The organism is Trinickia diaoshuihuensis (assembly GCF_003390925.1).
Lineage (GTDB): Bacteria > Pseudomonadota > Gammaproteobacteria > Burkholderiales > Burkholderiaceae > Trinickia > Trinickia diaoshuihuensis.
The window spans coordinates 343,655-362,627 of record NZ_QUBS01000087.1; the positions used below are offsets into that span (position 1 = coordinate 343,655).

Genomic DNA, 18,973 nt, shown 5'->3' on the forward strand with positions numbered 1-18,973 from the left:
GCCGCGCATCGTAGTTGGAAATCTTAACGGGCGCGTTCAATCGCGCTCTTGCACGTATCGCCCCGGCGCGGGCTCGATGACCGGATATTCGGCCGATCCGAGCTGCGCGCGTACTTTCACTTTTTTGCCGCCATACGGCTCGAGCCATGCCATCCAGTCCGGCCACCAGCTACCTGGCTTCTCGACGGCCTGCTCGAACCAATCGTCCGGGTCCTCCGGCAGCGTCTTCTCATTGCCCTCGTGCGACCAATAACTGCGTTTGCCCTTCGCGGGAGGATTGATGACCCCCGCGATATGCCCCGACGCGCCCAGCACGAACCGCTGCGGCCCCGTCAGCAACGGCGCCGACGCATACGCCGTGCGCCATGGCACGATATGGTCGTCGCGCGAGCCGTAGATGAACGTCGGCACGTCGATGCGCGACAGATCGAGCGCCTCGCCGCATACGGTCAACGCGCCCGGCTCGCGCAACTTGTTCTCGAGATACGTGTTGCGCAGATACCAAACGTACATCGGTCCGGGCAGATTCGTCGAATCGCCGTTCCAGTACAGCAGGTCGAACGGCGCGGGCGTGCGCCCTTTGAGGTAGTTATCGACCACGTAGTTCCATACGAGATCGTTGGGCCGCAAGAACGAGAATGCATTCGCGAACTCGATACCGCGCATGAGCCCCGGCGGCGCGCCGTTCAGGCCGCCGATCGTTTGTTCGCGCATGAGCACGTGGGCCTCGTCGACGAAGACGTCGAGCACGCCCGTATCGGAAAAATCGAGCATCGCCGTGAGCAACGTCATCGACGCCGCCGGATGCTCTCCACGTGCGGCGAGCACCGCGAGCGCCGTCGCGATCATCGTACCGCCGATGCAGAAACCGAACGTGTTGATCTGCTCGCGTCCGCTTACGCTTTTCACGACGTCGATCGCGGCGAGCACGCCGTCGTTGACGTAGTCGTCCCAGGTTTTCCCGGCCAGCGACGCATCCACATTGCGCCACGAGATCATGAACACCTGATGTCCGCACTCGAGCGCATGCGCGACGAGCGAACTCTCGGGCTGCAGATCGAGAATGTAGAACTTGTTGATGCACGGCGGCACCATCAAGAGCGGCCGCTCGAACACGCTGGGCGTGCGCGGCTTGTATTGGATCAGTTGAATCAGCTCGTTTTCGAAGACGACCGCGCCTTCCGTCGCCCCGATGTTCTTGCCGACGACGAAGCGCGACTCGTCGCTCTGGGAAATCTTGCCGCGGCGCATGTCCGCGAGCAAATTCATCACACCTTGCCGCAAGCTCTCGCCGTGCGTGTCGAGCAGGGCCTTTTGCGCCTCCGGGTTCAGCGCGAGAAAGTTGCTCGGCGAGGCGGCGGCCGTCCACTGTTGCACGGCGAATCGAATGCGCTCGCGCGTCTTCACATCGGCTTGCACGGCATCGGCCAGCGCTTGCAGGTAACGTGCGTTGAGCAGATACCAAGCGGCGGTATACGCGAACGCGGGCGTCGCCTTCCAAGCATCGGCGCTGAAACGCCGATCGGGCAACTCGGGCGGCGTTTGATTCGCGCCGCTCGCTTGCTGCAGCAACGCGAGGCAATCGCGCGAGTAATCCGCTTGCAGCGCTTGCAATCGCTCAGGCGCGATCGACGCCACCGGCAGCTTCATCCCGGCGAAGGCGTGCTGAGCGTCGGTCATCGAAGGCATCCCCAGCGCGGGCATGGGCGGCATCTGCGGCATGGGGAAGGGAAACGGAAACGGCGACGGCCCGGCGGCCGCATGGCCGTTCGCCGCCTGCCCGGGCATGGCGCCCGGCTGCGGCGCGGGCCATTTGCTCGGATCGGCGAATGAGCGCCATGCGCCCATCCAAGCCTCGAACATCCGTTGCATGTCCGCGTTGCCTGCTTCGGCTTGCTGCTCGCGGCTCGAAGAAGTTTCGGTGTGAGAAGAAGTCGATCGACGTTTTGATGCAGTCATACCCGCTTTTGGCCGTGAGTCTAGGAAGACTGGTTGAGAGGCGGGCGCCGAGCATACGTGGGCGAACCCTCGCGACCCTCGCTGCGCTCACCCTTGCGAGCGGTCATTCTTGCTCCCCGCCACGAGGCATGTCAATGCTTCGAACCGATTTTGCCGCAGCGCGATAGGTTTTTTATTATCGTTTTCCCGATGTCGATCGCGAACTCGCAAGCCAAGCGCCACCGGCATATGCGCTTAGTCACGGATGAAAAGTCCGCCGCGCGCGACCCGCCCCCTGGGGCTTTCGCGGTAGCGCCGTTGTGCGTCGCAGGGAACGCTCAATCGGCCAACCAGATGAGCGCCGCCATCCGGCCCGTCACGCGATCGCGCCGGTACGAATAAAAACGCTCGCGCTCGGCAACCGTGCAGGCATCCCCACCGCTCACGCGGGTCACGCCCAGGCGCGCCAAACGCAAGCGCGCGAGCGCGTACAGATCGGCCCAATGCTTGCCACGCATCCCATCGCGCGCGGCGAATGCCTGCGCCGTCGCGTCAAGCTCGGCCGGCGCGGCGGCGCGCACGAAAGCGTCTCGCACGTCGTCGCCCACTTCGAATGCGTGAGGACCGATAGCCGGCCCCAAATACGCATGCAGCGCATCGGGCGCGCATTGCGCGAGATCCGCGACGCGCTGCGCGCTCTTCTCGACGATTCCCGCCACGAGGCCGCGCCAGCCCGCATGCGCCGCCCCCACCGCGCGCCCTCGGTCGTCGCACAGCAGCACGGGCAAGCAATCGGCCACCATCACGAGACACGCGACGCCGGGCACCTGCGTCACACTCGCGTCGGCGCGCACGGGCACCTCGGGCGTCACGTCGTCGGCGCGAACGATCTGGTCGCCGTGAACTTGCTCGAGCCATGCCGCACGGACACCCGCGAGCGCCAGCAAACGTGCGCGATTGCACTCGACATGCGCGGGGTCGTCGCCCGTATGCAACCCGAGATTCAAGCCGCCCGGCATTTCGCGTTCGCCATCCCATCGGCCATAGGGCGGCACGCTCACGCCGCCCGCGCGAGTGGTCACCAGCGCGCGCACGCGCGGCGGTGCATCCCAGGCGGGGCGGATACAGTCCGCTTCGGTCAAAGCCGCGTCAAGCGCCGGCACGGGATCGGGTCTCGTCATAGTCGGTGGTGTTCTCGATGCGTGGGTCATTCGATATCGGCTTCGTCGTCCTCGTCTTCGTAGCCGATCTCCATGGCTTCGGATTCGTCGTACGTATCATCGTCGAACTCGCCGTCCTCGAATTGCGCGGCGTCCTGCCCGAAGCCAAGCGCTTGTACGAGTTCGGCCATGTCCTCGGGCAAATCGGCTCGCCAACGCATCGACCGTCCGGTGCCCGGGTGCACGAGTCCGAGCTGCCACGCGTGCAGCGCTTGGCGCGTGAAACCGCCGGGCAGCGGCGCGCTGGAACGGCGGCCGCGCGCGCTGCCGTACACCGGATCGCCGAGCAGCGGATGGCCGACATGCGCGCAATGGACGCGAATCTGATGCGTGCGCCCCGTCTCTAGATCGCAATGAACCGCGCTCACCGTTTGTTGTTTCCACATCGTCTGATCGACGAGCCGGAAACGCGTACGCGCGGCCTTTCCCGAGGCGCCCGCGACGACCGCCATGCGCGTGCGTTCGCGCGGATCGCGGCCGATCGGCGCGTCGATGATGCCCTCGCCGGGCATGGCGCCCCACACGAGCGCCACATAGCGCCGCTTCACGGTACGCGCCTGCAATTGCCGCACGAGATCGGTTTGCGCTTCGAGCGTGCGCGCGACCACCATCAGCCCCGACGTTTCCTTGTCGAGCCGATGGACGATGCCTGCCCTCGGCAAGCCGGCCGCGTCCGGGTAACGATGCAACAGCCCGTTCAGAATCGTGCCGCTCCAATTGCCCGCGGCGGGATGGACGACGAGGCCGGCAGGCTTGTTGAGGACGACGAGCGTCTCGTCTTCGTAGACGACCTCGAGCGGCACCGGCTCAGGGGTAAACGCAAGCTGCTCCGGCAGGCGATCGGGGGTAAGCTCGATGCGCGCATCGAGCGGCACGGCCTGGCGCACTTTCGCGGGCGCGCCGTTGAGCAAGACGCGCCCCGCCTCGGTCCAGCTTTGCAAGCGGCTGCGCGAATATTCGGGAAACACTTTGGCCAGCACTTTGTCGAGCCGCTCGCCCGCCAGCGCGGCGGGCACGAGCGCGACGCGCGGCGCGTCGTCTGAAGGATTCGCGGCGCCAGGTAGGCGCGAAGCGCCGGCCTTGTCCGCGGGAGCGTCGGCGGGGCTGCCGCTTCGGCTATAATCGGCGCTTTCATCGATAGGGCCGAGCATGTTGCCGGAAGGACGTGTGCGGGTCATTGAAACTGGGTCACTGAGTGAGACTGATTGCTAGGAAGCGTGGAGAAATGCGGCGAGCCTTCAACACCATGATGCGCACGGCCTCGTGCGCGGCAAGCCGCGCGGCGAAGCGTGCGGTCCAATCCGCATCGGCCGGCCTGGCCCTGGCTGCGGCCGCGATGCTCGTGGCGGGCTGCCATGGCCTGCCGCAAAAGACCGACGAGACGGCTGGCTGGGCAAATAACAAATTATACTCGGAGGCCCAAGACGCATTGTCGAGCGGCGACTGGGGCAAATGTGCGAAATACTTCGAGATGCTCGAAGGCCGCGACCCGTTCGGCCATTTCGCTCAACAGGCTGAAATCAACGTCGCCTATTGCAATTGGAAGGACAGCGAAACGGCCGCCGCCGACGAAGCCATCGACCGCTTCATTCGCCTGCACCCCGATCACCCCGATATCGCCTATGCGTACTACCTGAAGGGGATGATCCACTTCAACGACGACCTGGGCCTCTTCGGGCGCTTCTCCGGCCAGGATATGAGCGAGCGCGATCCGAAATCGATGCGCGAGTCGTACGATGCGTTCAAGGTCGTCGTGGATAAATACCCCGACAGCAAGTACGCGCCCGATGCGGCTGCCCGCATGCGCTATATCGTGAACGCACTCGCGTCGTACGAAGTGCACGCGGCCGATTACTACTATCGGCGCGGTGCCTACGTCGCGGCGATCAACCGCGCGCAAACGGCGGTCAAGGAATACAAGAATGCACCGGCGATCGAGGACGCGCTTCACATCATGATGCTCTCGTACACGAAGCTCAATGAAACGAAACTGGCCGACGATACGCGACGCGTGCTGGCTGGAACGTTCCCCGACAGCCCCTATATCACGGGCCATCCGCGCAGCGGCGCGAAGAAGTCCTGGTGGCAGTTCTAAACCCACAAAAAACCGGCCCAAGCGGCCGGTTTTTTGTGGGTCTTTGCAGGCTGACCGTCGCCCGATAATAGGGGGCGCGCTCGGTCAATCCTGACTTTTGTTTTCCGCAAAAAATTCGCGCACGACGTCGATTTCCCGAGTGCGCTTGAACGGCGGCAGGCTTTGCCAAATCCGCCGGCCATAAGGCTTGTCGACAAGCCGCGTATCGCAAATCATCAACACGCCTCGATCGGTTTCGGCACGAATCAAGCGGCCCGCGCCCTGCTTGAGCGTGATGACCGCCTGCGGCAGTTGATGCACGGCGAACGGGCTGAGCCCCTTCTTCGTCAGCGCATCGAGACGGGCGGACAACACGGGATCGTCGGGCGGGGCGAACGGCAGCTTGTCGATGACGACGAGCGAGAGCGCGTCGCCGCGAACGTCCACGCCTTCCCAAAAGCTTTGACTGCCAACGAGGATCGCATTGCCGTAGGCGCGGAAACGATCGAGTAATTCGGTGCGGCTCGCATCGCCTTGGACGAGCAGCGGCATCGACCAGCCGCGCGCCTCGATCACCTCGCGCAACTTGTTCGCGATCCGGTCCACGGCGCGCAACGTCGTGCACAGGACGAACACGCCCCCTCCCGCCGCTTCGATCGCGGGCAACGCAGCCTCGAAAACCGCGTCGGTGAAAGCGGGCGACGACGGTTGCGGCAAGTTGCGCGGCACGTACAGGAGCCCTTGCGTCCCGTAATCGAAGGGGCTCGGCAGCGTCATGGAGCGGCGCGCGTCGAGTCCCATTTGCGCGGCGTAGTGCGTGAAGTCGCCGCGCACCGACAACGTGGCCGACGTGAAAATCCATGCCCGCGGCACGCCCGCGCGCTGCTTCGCGAAAATCGGCGCGACCGAGAGCGGAGTTTCGTGCAGTTGGACGGAATGCGCGAAAACTTCGACCCACCGAATGCGTTCGTTGAAATCGGCGCTCCCGGGCGGCGTTGCCGCGGACGAAGTCGTGGCCGGAGCCGCGGGTGCATCCTCGGCCGGCGGCGCGGTCCAGCGCGAGAGCTGATCTTGCAATTCCCGCGCGCGTCGCATACAGGCGCCGAGGGATTCCGCCCGCTCGGCTTGGCCGGCCAACGCCGACGCAACCGCCTCCAACGCCGCCTCGAGTGCATCGAGCGCGCCATACAACGGATGATCGTCGCCGAGCTGCGCAGCCGAAACGCGCAGCGTGTCGTCCTTGAACGCAAGTCGCACGTCGCGCGCGGCGCGTTCGAGCGCCGCGCCGAGCTTGACCCATTCGACGGCATCGCGCGCATGCGCGAGACCCTCGGCAACCACGTCGCGAGCAAGTTCGAGCAACTGCGCCGTCGAGAGCGTTTCGCCGAAGAACAAGGTGGCCGTTTCGGGCAATTGATGCGCTTCGTCGAAGACGATCGTATTGGCGGTCGGCAATAGCTCGGCCATCCCCGTATCGCGCAGCATGATGTCGGCGAAAAACAGATGATGGTTGACGACGACGATATCGGCCTGCTGGGCCTCGCGCCGGGCCTGCATGACAAAGCAGTCCTTGTAGTGCGGGCATTCCTGGCCGAGACAGTTCTCGCGCGTGGAGGTAACCATCGACCAGACCGCCGCCGTCTCTGGGACGCTCGCCAGCTCGGCCTTATCGCCCGTGCGCGTGATCTTCGCAAACCGGACGATGTCCTGCAGATAGGCGGTGTCTTGCCGCGACGGCAAGCGCCCATTGTCGGCCGTACGCTGCAGATAGTAATGACAGAGATAATTCGCCCGCCCCTTGAGCATGGCGACCGATACCGGCACGGCCAGCGCGTCGCGCACGGTGGGCACGTCGCGTTGGAACAGTTGATCTTGCAGGTGCTTCGTTCCGGTGGAAATGATGACCTTGCCGCCCCACAGCATCGCGGGAACGAGATAGGCGAACGTCTTGCCGGTGCCTGTGCCGGCTTCGACGATGAGCGTGTTTTCGCCGGCCGCGCCTTCCCCGGACGTCGCATTTTCGTCGGGAGCGGCATCCGCGGCATCGCTTCGGCCCTGCCCCTCGGCCCGCAAGCGGCGCGCCGGACGGCGTTGCGCCTCGAACATGGCGGGCTCGGGCATCGCACGCCCGGACGCCTCCATCGCAGCCGCGACGGCGCACGCCATTTCGATTTGAGATGCGCGCGGACGGTAGCCGTCGATCGCACGGGCGAGCAAGCCGTCGTTCGCGAAGATCGCGTCCAGTTCGGCGCGCCGGCGCGGGGCGAGCGCGGCCGCAAGCGCGTGCGGCGAGCGCACGTCTTGCTTGGCGGGCGCCGTCTGCGCGGCGAGCGGCGCCCCGGTAGAGGCATCGAGCGGTGAATTCAAGGCAAGCGTTTCCCTGCAATGGGACCGGCGCGCGGCGCGCGGCGCGAACGCTTGCCCGTTCGCCGCTTACGCGTGCCTGTCCGGTTCGAGCTGCAATTGCAGCAACAAGATGTCGTCTTTGACCTTGAGCTTGCGCTTTTTCAGACGCCGTAGCTCGAGGTCGGTGATATCCGAGGAGACCGCCAGTTTATCGATCATGCGATCGAGTTCGCTATGCTCCGACTGCAGTTGCAAAATGCGATCGCGAAGCGTATTCGGTTGGATCGCCTGTTGGCCACGCATGGTCGACTCCTCGGTTCGTTAGGCGCGCTACCCGCTCGCTGCGGTTCGCACGCCTGAGGTTACCGTCCACCAGCAAAACCGCTCCCGCCTCAGTCGCTGTCTTGCTGCTCCTGCTGCAAACGCTTTTGCTGTTCCTGCTGCTGACTCTGTTCTTGCTGCTGTTCCTGGGCCTTTTGCGCAGCATGCTTCTGGCGGGCTTCGACATCGGCCTTATGTTGCGCCGCATCGGTCTGCTTTTGCGTGAACCGCGCCGCGCGCTCGGCGCGTTCCTCAGCGTCCTTCGCCGCGTTGCGCCGCGCCTCGTCGAGTTTTCGCCGATAGTCCGACTGCTTGTTCTCGTAGGCGGCTTGATTGGCCGCGCGCTGCGGCGCCTGCGCGCCGCGCTGCGCCTGATCGAGTTCGTGCTGACGCTGCTTTTCCTCGTACGCCTGTGTGTTCGCCGCGGCCGTGACGGCGCGCTGCGGCGCCTCTTGCTCGTTACGCGCGCGGCGCAGCGCGTCCTGCTCGTCGCGCTGCTGCGCGTGCGCGGCGCGGCGTTCGTCGTCGAGCGCCATCTGTTCCGCGTGGATGCGCGCGCGCTCGGCGCGCATCTTGTCGCGCGCGCTGCCTAGGCAGGCATTGACGAAGAACTTGCTATAGCAGTTGTGCTCGGCCACGCCGTACTCGTACTCGTTTTGCGCGCTGCGGGCGTCGAGCGCCTGCTGGCGCGCCTGGAAGTCGGGCGTGAGCGCGGCCGAGGCGTCGCTCGCGGCGGGCGCGCCCGTATCGGCACCGGCCGATACCGCTTGCGCGCTGGCGGCGGACATGGCGAGCGAACACGCAAAGGCCGTCAGAGCGGGCATCGCCCAGCGCGGGACAAAGGGAAAACGGGAGGTTGGCAACGTCGTGGGCGGGGATCGGAACATGGTCGAAATTCTAACACCCGCGCCCGAGCCGCCGGGCATTTGTGGCAAAATGCGCCGCTTCAGCAACCCGGCCGCCGGCCGGCGTGCTCCCCGCACCGGGGGGCGCGCGCCTGCGCGGCCTCGCAGCCAAACGCTTCCTATGACGGACACCGTAGCACTCAAGATCGTACAGCGCATCGCGACCGAATTGACCGTGCAGCCGCGCCAAGTGGCCGCGGCCGTGCAACTGCTCGACGAAGGCTCCACCGTCCCGTTTATCGCCCGCTATCGCAAGGAAGTCACCGGCAACCTCGACGATACGCAGTTGCGCCAACTCGAGGAGCGCCTGCTCTACCTTCGGGAAATGGAGGACCGCCGCGCCACGATCCTCGCGAGCATCGAGGAACAAGGCAAGCTGACGGACGAACTGCGCACGGCCATCGACGCCGCCGACAGTAAGCAAGCCCTCGAAGATTTGTATCTGCCCTACAAGCCGAAGCGCCGCACGCGCGCGCAGATCGCGCGAGAAGCGGGGCTCGAACCGCTTGCCCAAGCGCTGCTCGCCGACCCCCGCCTCGATCCGCAAACCGAAGCCGCCGCCTACGTCGACGCGGAAAAGGGTGTCGCCGACGTCAAAGCGGCGCTCGACGGGGCGCGCGACATTCTCTCCGAACAATTCGGCGAAACGGCGGAATTGCTGGGCAAACTGCGCGAGTACCTCGCGGAACGCGGGATCGTGTCGTCCTCGGTCGTCGAAGGCAAGGAAAACGAGGAAGGCGAGAAATTCCGCGATTACTACGATTACGCCGAAACCTGGAAAACGGTGCCCTCGCACCGCGCCCTCGCCTTGTTCCGCGGCCGCAACGCCGGCGTGCTGATGATCAAACTGGGGCTCGGCGAGGAACTCGATGCCCAGGTGCCCCATCCGTGCGAGGCGATCATCGCGCGCCACGCCGGTATCTCGAATCAGGGCCGGCCGGCCGACAAGTGGCTGTCCGACGTCTGCCGCTGGTGCTGGCGCGTCAAAGTGCAGCCGCATCTCGAAAACGAGTTGCTCACGCAGTTGCGCGAAGCCGCCGAACATGAAGCGATTCGCGTGTTCGCACGCAATTTGAAGGATTTGCTGCTGGCCGCGCCTGCGGGCCCGAAGGCCGTCATCGGCCTCGATCCGGGGCTGCGCACCGGGGTCAAGGTAGCCGTCGTCGACCGCACGGGCAAGCTGCTCGCGACCGATACGATCTACCCGCACGAACCCCGTCGCGACTGGGACGGCTCGCTTGCCAAGCTCGCGCGCCTTGCAGCTCAAACGCAGGCCGAGTTGATCAGTATCGGCAACGGCACGGCTTCGCGCGAAACCGACAAGCTGGCGAGCGAACTCATCGCCCGACACCCCGAACTGAAGCTGCAAAAGATCGTCGTTTCCGAAGCCGGCGCCTCGGTCTATTCGGCGTCCGAACTCGCCGCGAAGGAGTTTCCGGATCTCGACGTCTCTCTGCGCGGCGCCGTTTCGATCGCGCGCCGCCTTCAAGATCCGCTCGCCGAACTCGTCAAGATCGAGCCAAAGGCTATCGGCGTCGGCCAATACCAGCACGACGTCAACCAACGCGAGCTGGCCCGCTCGCTCGATGCCGTGGTGGAAGACTGCGTGAACGCGGTCGGCGTGGATGCCAATACGGCGTCGATCCCCCTGCTCGCCCGCGTTTCCGGACTGAACAGCACGCTCGCGCGCAACATCGTCGAGTATCGCGATGCAAACGGCCCGTTCCCGTCGCGGGAGCATCTTCGCAAGGTGCCTCGCCTCGGCGACAAAACATTCGAGCAAGCAGCCGGCTTCTTGCGCATCAACGGCGGCGAAAACCCGCTCGATCGGTCCTCGGTGCACCCTGAAGCGTATCCGGTAGTCGAACGTATGCTCGCGAAACTTCGCAAGCAGATCGGCGACGTTCTCGGCAATCGCGAAGCGCTGAGCGGCCTGTCGCCGGCTGAATTCGTCGATGATCGATTTGGGCTGCCGACCGTGCGCGATATCCTCTCGGAACTCGAGAAGCCGGGCCGCGATCCGCGCCCCGAATTCAAGACGGCAACGTTCCGAGAAGGCGTCGAGAAGATCTCCGATCTCGCGCCAGGCATGGTCCTCGAAGGCGTTGTCACGAACGTCGCCGCATTCGGCGCGTTCGTCGATATCGGCGTGCACCAAGACGGGCTCGTTCACGTCTCGGCGATGTCGACCAAGTTCATCAAGGATCCGCACGAAGTCGTCAAAGCCGGCCAGGTCGTGAAGGTGAAAGTGATCGACGTCGACGTCAAACGCCAGCGTATCGCATTGACGATGCGACTCGCCGACGACGCGGCTCCCGCCTCGCGCGACGAGCGCGGCGCGAGCCGGCCGGGCGGCGCTCCGCGTCCCCAGCAGCAGCGTACGCGCGATGCGGAGCCCGCCGGCGCGATGGCCGCGGCGTTCGCCAAGCTCAAGCAACGTTAACCGGCGCGTGCTCAGCGAGGGCATGCTACCCCGACATTGGGTCGGGTGAGGCTTGCCCCCTGAGCCCGCACGCTGCATCGGACATGCATTCCGCATCCGGCGGATCAGTTGATAGGCTAAGGCGATACATAGGTGCGCGAACCGAGATCGGTCCCGCACCTCGACGGTCAGGCCTGCCTCAGGTACATCGGCGGTAGAACACCGTTATGCGCTCAAATGTTCTCGAAATCCGGCGGTAGCGTTATCGAATTGCGCAAGCCTTGGTGGGTCGCAGCGTCAGCATATGCCGCAGCATTGACCACTGCGTCCTCGAGGGTCCATACCTGGTTACGGTAGTAAAAGCTTTCGGACCGGGTCCAATGATCAATACCCGCCTTCGCACCCGGCAATGACGTCTTCGTCCCGTCGTTTGTGCTGAACACGGGAAACCAGCGACTAAGCGTGGTGCCGCTACGTCCGAGGCAGACAAAGTAATGCCCACCCTGAACCGGTACGGCACCCCGCGACACCTCGCTGTCACCAAATTCCGCAGGATCGAGAAAAAGGACCAAACCGGCCTTGATCTCGTCGCGATAATCGTGAAAGGCATTCAGATGGGACATGGCTTCACTCCAGGAGTCGAAAGGGATACGCGATGACCCAGCCGACGATCGGACTATCCACGTCGATAGAACCGGGATCGAGCACGAGTCAAGGTGCCGACGCGTCAGTACGCGATCTTTACCACCATTGCTCGACGCCAAAGAGTCGGCAGGTGTAACGACGATAGCCGCCCCGTGCAGTGAGAAAAATGGTGCATTCGCCCTATCACGAGTCATGTCACGTTCCGCACTGGCAAGACAGGTATTCGGGCATCTGTATTCCGGGCTTAGCGGTGTACGGCAAAGCGGCGGAAGTCGATCCGGCCGGCAGCCCCACTGACATGACGTATTCGTTCGCGTCGCGGTCATAGCGCTCATGCCGATCGCGAACGGGTGCAGGAACAAAAAAAGCCGCGTCTCATCGGACGCGGCTTATTTTTTGTTCCTGCGGGATGGACGGCGCAGTCGCCAGCTTGGTTTAAATCTCGATCTTCGTTCCGAGTTCCACTACGCGGTTAGCCGGAATGCGGAAAAAGTCGGTGGGCTTCGCGGCGTTCTGGTGCATCCATGCAAAGATGCGCTCGCGCAGGATCGACATGCCCGGCAGTTGCGTCGGCACGACCGTTTCGCGCGCTAGGAAGAACGACGTATCCATGAGTTCGAATTGCATGCCGCACATGCGCTCGAGTTCGAACAGAACCGCTTTTACGTCCGGCGTTTCGTTGAAGCCGTAGACGGCCCGCACGAGATAGAGCCCGCCGCCGACGTCTTTCAGCGTAATGCGCTCATCGTCCTTCACATACGGAATATCGCGCGTGACGAACGTCAGAAAGATCGTTCGTTCGTGCAGCACTTTGTTGTGCTTCAAGTTATGCAACAAGCTGACCGGCACGAGCGAATCGCTGCCAGTCAGGTAGATCGCGGTACCCGATACGCGATGCGGCGGGTGCGCCAAGAGCCCCTGCACGAACGGTGCGAGCGGGATACCGTCGGCCGCCGTGCGCTCCTTCACGAGCAAGCGGCCCTTGTACCAGGTCATCAAGAGGAAGAACAGCAACGCGCCGATGCCGAGCGGCAGCCAGCCCCCCTCGGCGACCTTGAGCAAGTTCGCCCCGAAGAACGCGACGTCCACCGTCATGAACGCGGCGATGATCACGGCAACGAGCACCTTGTTCCAGTTCCACACCTTGACCATCACGACGCAAGCCAGCACGGTCGTCATGACCATCGTCGTCGTCACGGCGATGCCATAGGCGGCGGCCAAGTTATCGGAGCTCTTGAAGCCGAGCACGACGCACAGAATGATAAAGAGCAGCAGCCAATTGACGACGGGCACATAGATCTGCCCGATCGCGAGTTCCGACGTATGCAGCACCTTCATCCGCGGCACATAGCCGAGTTGAATCGCCTGGCTCGTCAGCGAATAGGCGCCCGAGATCACGGCTTGCGACGCGATGACGGTCGCCACCGTCGAGAGCACCACCAGCGGCAGCAACGCCCATTGCGGCGCCATCAGGAAGAACGGGTTTTCGATGGCTTTCGGGTTCTGCATCAGCAATGCGCCTTGCCCGAAGTAATTGAGCACGAGCGCCGGCATCACGAGGATGTACCAAGCGAGACGGATCGGCCGCGCGCCGAAGTGCCCCATGTCGGCGTACAACGCCTCGGCGCCCGTCAGCACGAGGAACACCGAGCCCAGCACGACGTACGCCTGCAGCAGGTGCGCATGCATGAAGGAGAACGCGTAATACGGGTTGAGCGCGGCGATGATTTGCGGCGCGCGTACGATGTGGCTCACGCCCAGAACGGCCAGCGTCGCGAACCATACGAGCATGATCGGCCCGAACAACTTGCCCACGAGCGAGGTGCCGTGCCGCTGGATCCAAAAAAGCGCGACGAGGATCACCATCGTGATCGGCAATACGAGATGCGACAATTGCGGCGTCGCGATCTCGAGCCCCTCCACGGCGGAAATAACCGAGATGGCGGGCGTAATCACGGCGTCGCCATAGAACATGCAGGCACCGAAGATGCCGAGCATCATCAGGAAGCCCGCTGTGCGCGATTTCATCGAAAACGGCCGCAGCGAGAGCGCCATCAAGGCCAGCACGCCGCCTTCGCCGTTGTTGTCCGCCCGCATCACGAACAGGACGTACTTGATCGAGACCACGAAGATGATCGCCCAGAACAGCAGAGAAATCACACCGAGGATCGAATGATCGGTTAGTGCAATCCCGTGCGCGGGACTAAACGCTTCCTTCAGCGAATAGAGCGGACTTGTGCCGATATCTCCGAACACGACGCCAATCGCCGCTAGCGCAAGCGACGGCAAGGAATGCTGTCGAAGATTGTCGTGGTTGTTGTCTGTCATAAACGCGACCGGTGGTACCGGATAAGCCGAGAGCGAGCGCTATTCTAGCGGTGCAACGATATCGAATACACACAAAAAGAGCGGAGTCAGTCGACTCCGCTCAATTGTCGATGCAGTCACGAAGGCTGCGGTCCAACTAAACGCAAATTACGTGCCGGATGACGAACTCTGGGCCACGCCGCGTTTGATCCAGGCGCCCAGATTGTGGGGCCTGACCGTATCCCACTCCTCGAACGGCTGGTGGATCCAGGGGTTCGTCGGCAAATACTGGACAAAATAGTCCGGCTTGACCTTTGAGCAGCCCTTGTACCAAAGCACGGCGGAGCGCACCGCCGTCACGGCGGGATACCGTTCCTTCAGGTGTTGCTGTACCCGCGCCAGCGTGACACCGGAATCGACGAGGTCGTCGACGAGCAGTACGTTGCCCGACAAGTCGCCCCGCGTCATCGTGATGTATTGCGCGATATCCAGTTCGCCCTGCTGCGTTCCCGCCGCTTCGCGATAGGAGCTCGTCGCAAGGATCGCAAGCGGCAGATCGTAGATGCGCGAAAGCTGGTCGCCCACCCGCAAGCCGCCGCGCGCGAGACAAAGGATGTTGTCGAACTTCCAGCCTGAATCATGCACGCCGAGCGCCAACAGCTCGATGAGCCGGTGGTATTCGTCCCAGCTCACCCAGAGGTTTTTGTCGTCGTTGCGAGGATCCGTCATCGCGATCATCGTCATGTTCTGCGTCATCGGTTAAACCTTGAACGGATGGCGCAACAAGATCGTTTCGTCGCGATCCGGCCCCGTGGAGACCATATCGATCGGCACGCCTGCCACCTCTTGCACGCGCGTGAGATATGCTTGCGCGTTCGCCGGCAGTTGGCTCCATTGCGTGATGCCGATCGTGCTTTCCTTCCAACCGCCGAACGTCTCGTACACGGGCTCGCAGCGCGCCACTTCGGCCGCGCCGCGCGGCAGCAGATCGGCACTCTTGCCGTCCACCTTGTAGCCGACGCACAGCTTCACTTCGTCGAGGCCGTCCAGCACGTCGAGCTTCGTCATGCACAGGCCGGAGACGCCGTTGATTTGGATCGAGCGGCGCAACGCCGCGGCGTCGAGCCAGCCCGTGCGGCGCGGACGCCCGGTCACCGAACCGAATTCCTTGCCGACGTTGGCCAGCGTCACGCCCACGGCTTCTTGGCGCTGCGGATTGTCGGCGTCATAGAGCTCGCTCGGGAATGGACCCGAACCCACACGCGTGCAATAGGCCTTCGTGATGCCGAGAATGTAATGCAGCTTTTGCGGACCGACGCCCGCGCCCGCGGAGGCCGCACCGGCCACGCAGTTGCTCGAGGTGACGAACGGATAGGTACCGTGATCGATATCGAGCAGCGTGCCTTGCGCACCTTCGAACAGCAGGTTGCGGCCGGCCTCGTTCTCTTCGTACAAACGGCGCGAGACGTCGGTGACCATCGGGGCCAGACGCTCGGCATACCCGAGCATCGTGTCCAGCGTTTGCTGAAAATCGACGGCCGCCGCACCGAGGTACTGGGTCAGCACGAAGTTATGGAAATCGAGGTTTTCGCGCAGGCGATCGGCGAATGCCTGGGGCGTGAACAAGTCCTGCACGCGCAGTGCGCGGCGGCCCACCTTGTCTTCATAAGCCGGCCCGATACCGCGCCCGGTCGTACCGATCTTGCTCGCGCCGCGGCGTGCTTCGCGCGCCTGATCGATCGCAACGTGGTACGGGAGAATCAGCGTGGTGGCCTCGGAGATGAACAGACGGCGGCTCACGTCGAGACCCGCGCTTTCGAGCTCTCCGATCTCCTTGAACAGCGCCTCGGGGGACAGGACCACGCCGTTGCCGATGTAGCAAGCGACGCCGGCGCGCATGATGCCCGACGGAATCAAGCGCAAAATCGTCTTCTTGCCGCCGATGATGAGCGTGTGCCCGGCATTGTGGCCGCCCTGGAAACGTACGACGCCTTGCGCGTGGTCCGTCAGCCAGTCGACGATCTTGCCCTTGCCTTCATCACCCCATTGAGTCCCGACGACGACGACGTTGCGTCCCTGGGCTGCATTCACTGCGCTGGCAGACATGTTGTTTCGTTAGCTGGTTAAAAACGTATTCTACCCATGTTCGCGGAAGCTTCCGAATTTTTCCGTTTCGCTTCAACGGCATGGACCACTCGGGCTTGACGAGCGGGAGGGCGAACGCCCTCCCCGGCCAAGCTCACGCATTCGGCTGGCGCGCCTGCACGATCCAGGCGCCGTCGCGTTCCACGAGCACGCGGTCGAACGCGAATTCGTCGAGTGCGTGATCGTGCCCCGGCAACGCCTGGATCACGACCTCGCCCGCATCACGCAGCGCGGCGACGCGTTCGCGCAACAGATCGTCATGCTTCCACGGCGCCAGAATCGCGCTGCTGCGCGCCTCGATCGGCGAAATGCGCGCGATCTCGCGCAAATCGAGCGAAAAGCCCGTCGCCGGGCGCGCGCGCCCGTACGCTTGACCGACGTGGTCGTAACGTCCGCCGCGCGCGAGCGCGTTCGGTACGCCGTCCACGTAGGCCGAGAACATCACGCCGCTGTGATACGCGTAGCCGCGCAAGTCCGCGAGGTCGATCGTCGCGCTTCCGCCTTCCACGCGCGCCGCGAGGAACGCCAAGTCGTCGAGCGCCCGCGTGATCGACGGCCACTGCGGCAGCCGCGCGCGCGCAAGTTCGATGACGGAGGCGTCGCCATACAACGAGGGCAGCGCGCGCAGCGCATCGCGCACCTGCGGATCGAGGTCGTGCGTGAGTTCGCCGATGCGCGGCACGTCCTTGCCGGCCAATGCCTCGTACAGCGTCTCGCCGCGCGCGCTGGCGGCCGGGTCGCGCTCGAACAATGCCAGCAGCACGCCCGCGTGGCACAAATCGAGACGCACGTTCCCGATGCCGGCCAAACGCAGCACATCCATCATTAGTTGCTGAATCTCGAGATCGGCTTCGAGGCCGGCGTGACCGTAGATCTCGGCGCCGATTTGGATCTGCTCGCGCGTGGCATGCAGGCCGCGCGGGCGCGTATGCAACACGCTGCCGGCGTAACACAGCCGCGTCACGCCTTGGCGATTGAGCAAATGCGCGTCGATGCGGGCGACTTGCGGCGTGGTATCGGCGCGCAGCCCGAGCGTGCGTCCCGAGAGCTGATCGACGAGCTTGAACGTGCGCAGGCTCAGATCGCTGCCGCCGCCCGTAAGCAGCGACTCGAGGTACTCGAGCAGCGGCGGCATGACCATCTCGTACCCGTAGGTACGGAAGCGGTCGAGCAGCGCACGCCGCAGTTCTTCGATTTTGCGTGCCTCGGAAGGCAACACGTCGGCGATATTTTCGGGAAGCAGCCAGGTCGACATCGGATCAGTCCTACGACGTTAATTGAAGGCGCGCCGGGCGCAGCCAAAAGCGAATCGAGCGAAACGCGAAGCGGCGCGTGCGCGCCGGTCGCGGCGGCCTCAGGTGGCCGCAAGGAGCAGCAGCAGGCCGAGCGCCATGACGATCAAGCCGCCGATGCGGATATGATGCGCCGGCCGCTCCGCTATTCTACGAAACGTGTCTCTCCATGCCGTCGGAAAGACGAACGGGAACATGCCCTCGATGATGAGCATCAGCGCGATCGCAAGCAGTAACGAGGCGGCCATATCCATGGAATGCGGGCGCGGCCGAGTTCGGCCGTGCCCCTGAATCAATGTTTGCGTGAAGCCGAAGCGGCCGGTGTGACGGCAGCGCCGCTTCCGTCGGGGCTGCGCATGAAGCGGAAAAATTCGCTGTCCGGATCGACGACGATGACGTCGCCCGGTTTGAACACGCCTCGATACGCTTGCAAGCTCTCATAGAACTGATAAAAGCCCGGGTCGCGCCCGAACGCGTCGGCGGCAATGGCCGCCGCCTTCGCATCGCCTTCGCCCTTGACCGCCTGCGCCGTCGAATAGGCATCGGCCAGCACCGCTTCGCGCTGACGCTCGGCATCGGCCTTGATTTGCGCGACCTCGGTCGCGCTTTGCGCGCGCTCGTCCCCCGCGATTTGCTCTTGCGCGGCGGACATCCGTTTATAGACCGCCTCCGCGCTCGATTGCGGCAGGTCGATACGCACGAGGCTCAGATCGACGATTTCGATACCGAGCGCCTTCGCCGGCGCAGCCATGGCCGCGCGCGCTTCTTGCGCGAGTTCGGCCTGGTGCGAGAGCGCATCGCCAAGCGCACGCGTGGCAAACGCTTCGCCGAGCGCGGCGCGCATCTGCCCGGCTAGCCGGTCCAGCGCGCTTTGCTGGTCGGCATCGCTTTCGGAGAAGAGCTTCAGCGGATCGGTGACGCGATACGTCAGCACCGGCGTCACGAGCAGATCGGATTTATCCGACGTAACGAACCGCTCGGCATCCGCAGACGCCAATGTGCGGATGCGCGTATCGACGAGCATGGCTGCCTGCAACGGCGTAGGGAGTTTCAAATGCAAACCGGGGCCGACCAGCGACGGATGCTCGCCGCCGTGGGAATAAACCACCGCGACGTGCCGCTGATCGACGACGAGCAAAGTCGATGCTCCCGCGAATAAAACGGCGACGACGACGACCACGAGCGCAACGATACGATTCATTCCAAGCGCTCCTTATTGCTGCAAGTCGTCTTCGCGCGCACGGCTGCGCAGCGTGTCGCGCGAACGCATTGCGTCGCTGGCCGCGGCCGCCTGGCTGGCCGCGCTCGGCTCGGCAGGCGGCGTAGCCGCGGGCGTCGCGGGTGCGGGGGCGGCCGCT

Annotated in this window: 15 protein-coding genes; 2 read left to right on the plus strand and 13 right to left on the minus strand. The window is 64.2% G+C overall.

Annotation, left to right across the window (positions count from 1 at the left end):
* Positions 1 to 36: 36 nt before the first annotated feature.
* The 3 genes from phaC to DXT59_RS26190 form a co-directional block, all read right to left on the minus strand.
* Complete coding sequence (phaC, locus tag DXT59_RS26180) at positions 37 to 1,872, minus strand: class I poly(R)-hydroxyalkanoic acid synthase (protein ID WP_240324676.1); 1,836 nt, start codon at positions 1,870 to 1,872, stop codon at positions 37 to 39.
* A gap of 404 nt (positions 1,873 to 2,276) precedes the next feature.
* Positions 2,277 to 3,119, minus strand: coding sequence for a peptidoglycan editing factor PgeF (gene pgeF, locus DXT59_RS26185; RefSeq protein WP_116140683.1), 843 nt, complete (start codon positions 3,117 to 3,119; stop codon positions 2,277 to 2,279).
* A 26-nt stretch (positions 3,120 to 3,145) separates the two neighbouring features.
* Positions 3,146 to 4,336, minus strand: coding sequence for an RluA family pseudouridine synthase (locus tag DXT59_RS26190; RefSeq protein WP_116140685.1), 1,191 nt, complete (start codon positions 4,334 to 4,336; stop codon positions 3,146 to 3,148).
* Positions 4,337 to 4,407: 71 nt separating this feature from the next.
* Between DXT59_RS26190 and DXT59_RS26195 the strand changes: the two genes are divergently transcribed.
* A complete protein-coding gene (locus DXT59_RS26195) occupies positions 4,408 to 5,253 on the plus strand; it encodes an outer membrane protein assembly factor BamD (protein ID WP_116140794.1) in 846 nt (281 codons plus the stop codon).
* Positions 5,254 to 5,337: 84 nt separating this feature from the next.
* Here the strand turns inward: DXT59_RS26195 and DXT59_RS26200 are convergent, their stop codons facing one another.
* The 3 genes from DXT59_RS26200 to DXT59_RS26210 form a co-directional block, all read right to left on the minus strand.
* On the minus strand, positions 5,338 to 7,599 hold the full coding sequence (locus DXT59_RS26200; protein WP_116140687.1) for a DNA repair helicase YoaA: 2,262 nt from the start codon (positions 7,597 to 7,599) through the stop codon (positions 5,338 to 5,340).
* A 66-nt stretch (positions 7,600 to 7,665) separates the two neighbouring features.
* Entirely contained in the window at positions 7,666 to 7,881 is a 216-nt protein-coding gene (locus DXT59_RS26205; RefSeq protein ID WP_116140689.1) for a DUF465 domain-containing protein, read from the minus strand.
* 89 nt (positions 7,882 to 7,970) lie between these two features.
* Entirely contained in the window at positions 7,971 to 8,786 is an 816-nt protein-coding gene (locus DXT59_RS26210; RefSeq protein ID WP_116140691.1) for a colicin transporter, read from the minus strand.
* A 139-nt stretch (positions 8,787 to 8,925) separates the two neighbouring features.
* Between DXT59_RS26210 and DXT59_RS26215 the strand changes: the two genes are divergently transcribed.
* Entirely contained in the window at positions 8,926 to 11,247 is a 2,322-nt protein-coding gene (locus DXT59_RS26215; RefSeq protein ID WP_116140693.1) for a Tex family protein, read from the plus strand.
* A 212-nt stretch (positions 11,248 to 11,459) separates the two neighbouring features.
* Here DXT59_RS26215 and DXT59_RS26220 read toward each other — a convergent pair whose 3' ends face one another.
* The 7 genes from DXT59_RS26220 to hflC form a co-directional block, all read right to left on the minus strand.
* Positions 11,460 to 11,849, minus strand: a complete 390-nt coding sequence (locus DXT59_RS26220; RefSeq protein WP_116140695.1) for a hypothetical protein — start codon at positions 11,847 to 11,849, stop codon at positions 11,460 to 11,462.
* A 457-nt stretch (positions 11,850 to 12,306) separates the two neighbouring features.
* Positions 12,307 to 14,199 carry a potassium transporter Kup gene (locus tag DXT59_RS26225; protein WP_116140697.1) on the minus strand — a complete coding sequence of 631 codons (1,893 nt, stop codon included), beginning with the start codon at positions 14,197 to 14,199 and terminating at the stop codon, positions 12,307 to 12,309.
* Positions 14,200 to 14,346: 147 nt separating this feature from the next.
* A complete protein-coding gene (locus DXT59_RS26230) occupies positions 14,347 to 14,934 on the minus strand; it encodes a phosphoribosyltransferase (protein WP_116140699.1) in 588 nt (195 codons plus the stop codon).
* Between the two features lie 3 nt (positions 14,935 to 14,937).
* Entirely contained in the window at positions 14,938 to 16,284 is a 1,347-nt protein-coding gene (locus DXT59_RS26235) for an adenylosuccinate synthase (RefSeq protein WP_116140701.1), read from the minus strand.
* Between the two features lie 133 nt (positions 16,285 to 16,417).
* Positions 16,418 to 17,578 carry an ATP phosphoribosyltransferase regulatory subunit gene (locus DXT59_RS26240; protein ID WP_116140703.1) on the minus strand — a complete coding sequence of 387 codons (1,161 nt, stop codon included), beginning with the start codon at positions 17,576 to 17,578 and terminating at the stop codon, positions 16,418 to 16,420.
* A 99-nt stretch (positions 17,579 to 17,677) separates the two neighbouring features.
* Positions 17,678 to 17,869 (minus strand): DUF2065 domain-containing protein, encoded by a 192-nt coding sequence (locus DXT59_RS26245; RefSeq protein WP_116140705.1) that lies wholly within the window; start codon positions 17,867 to 17,869, stop codon positions 17,678 to 17,680.
* Between the two features lie 38 nt (positions 17,870 to 17,907).
* Entirely contained in the window at positions 17,908 to 18,816 is a 909-nt protein-coding gene (gene hflC, locus DXT59_RS26250; protein ID WP_116140707.1) for a protease modulator HflC, read from the minus strand.
* Positions 18,817 to 18,973: the final 157 nt, after the last annotated feature.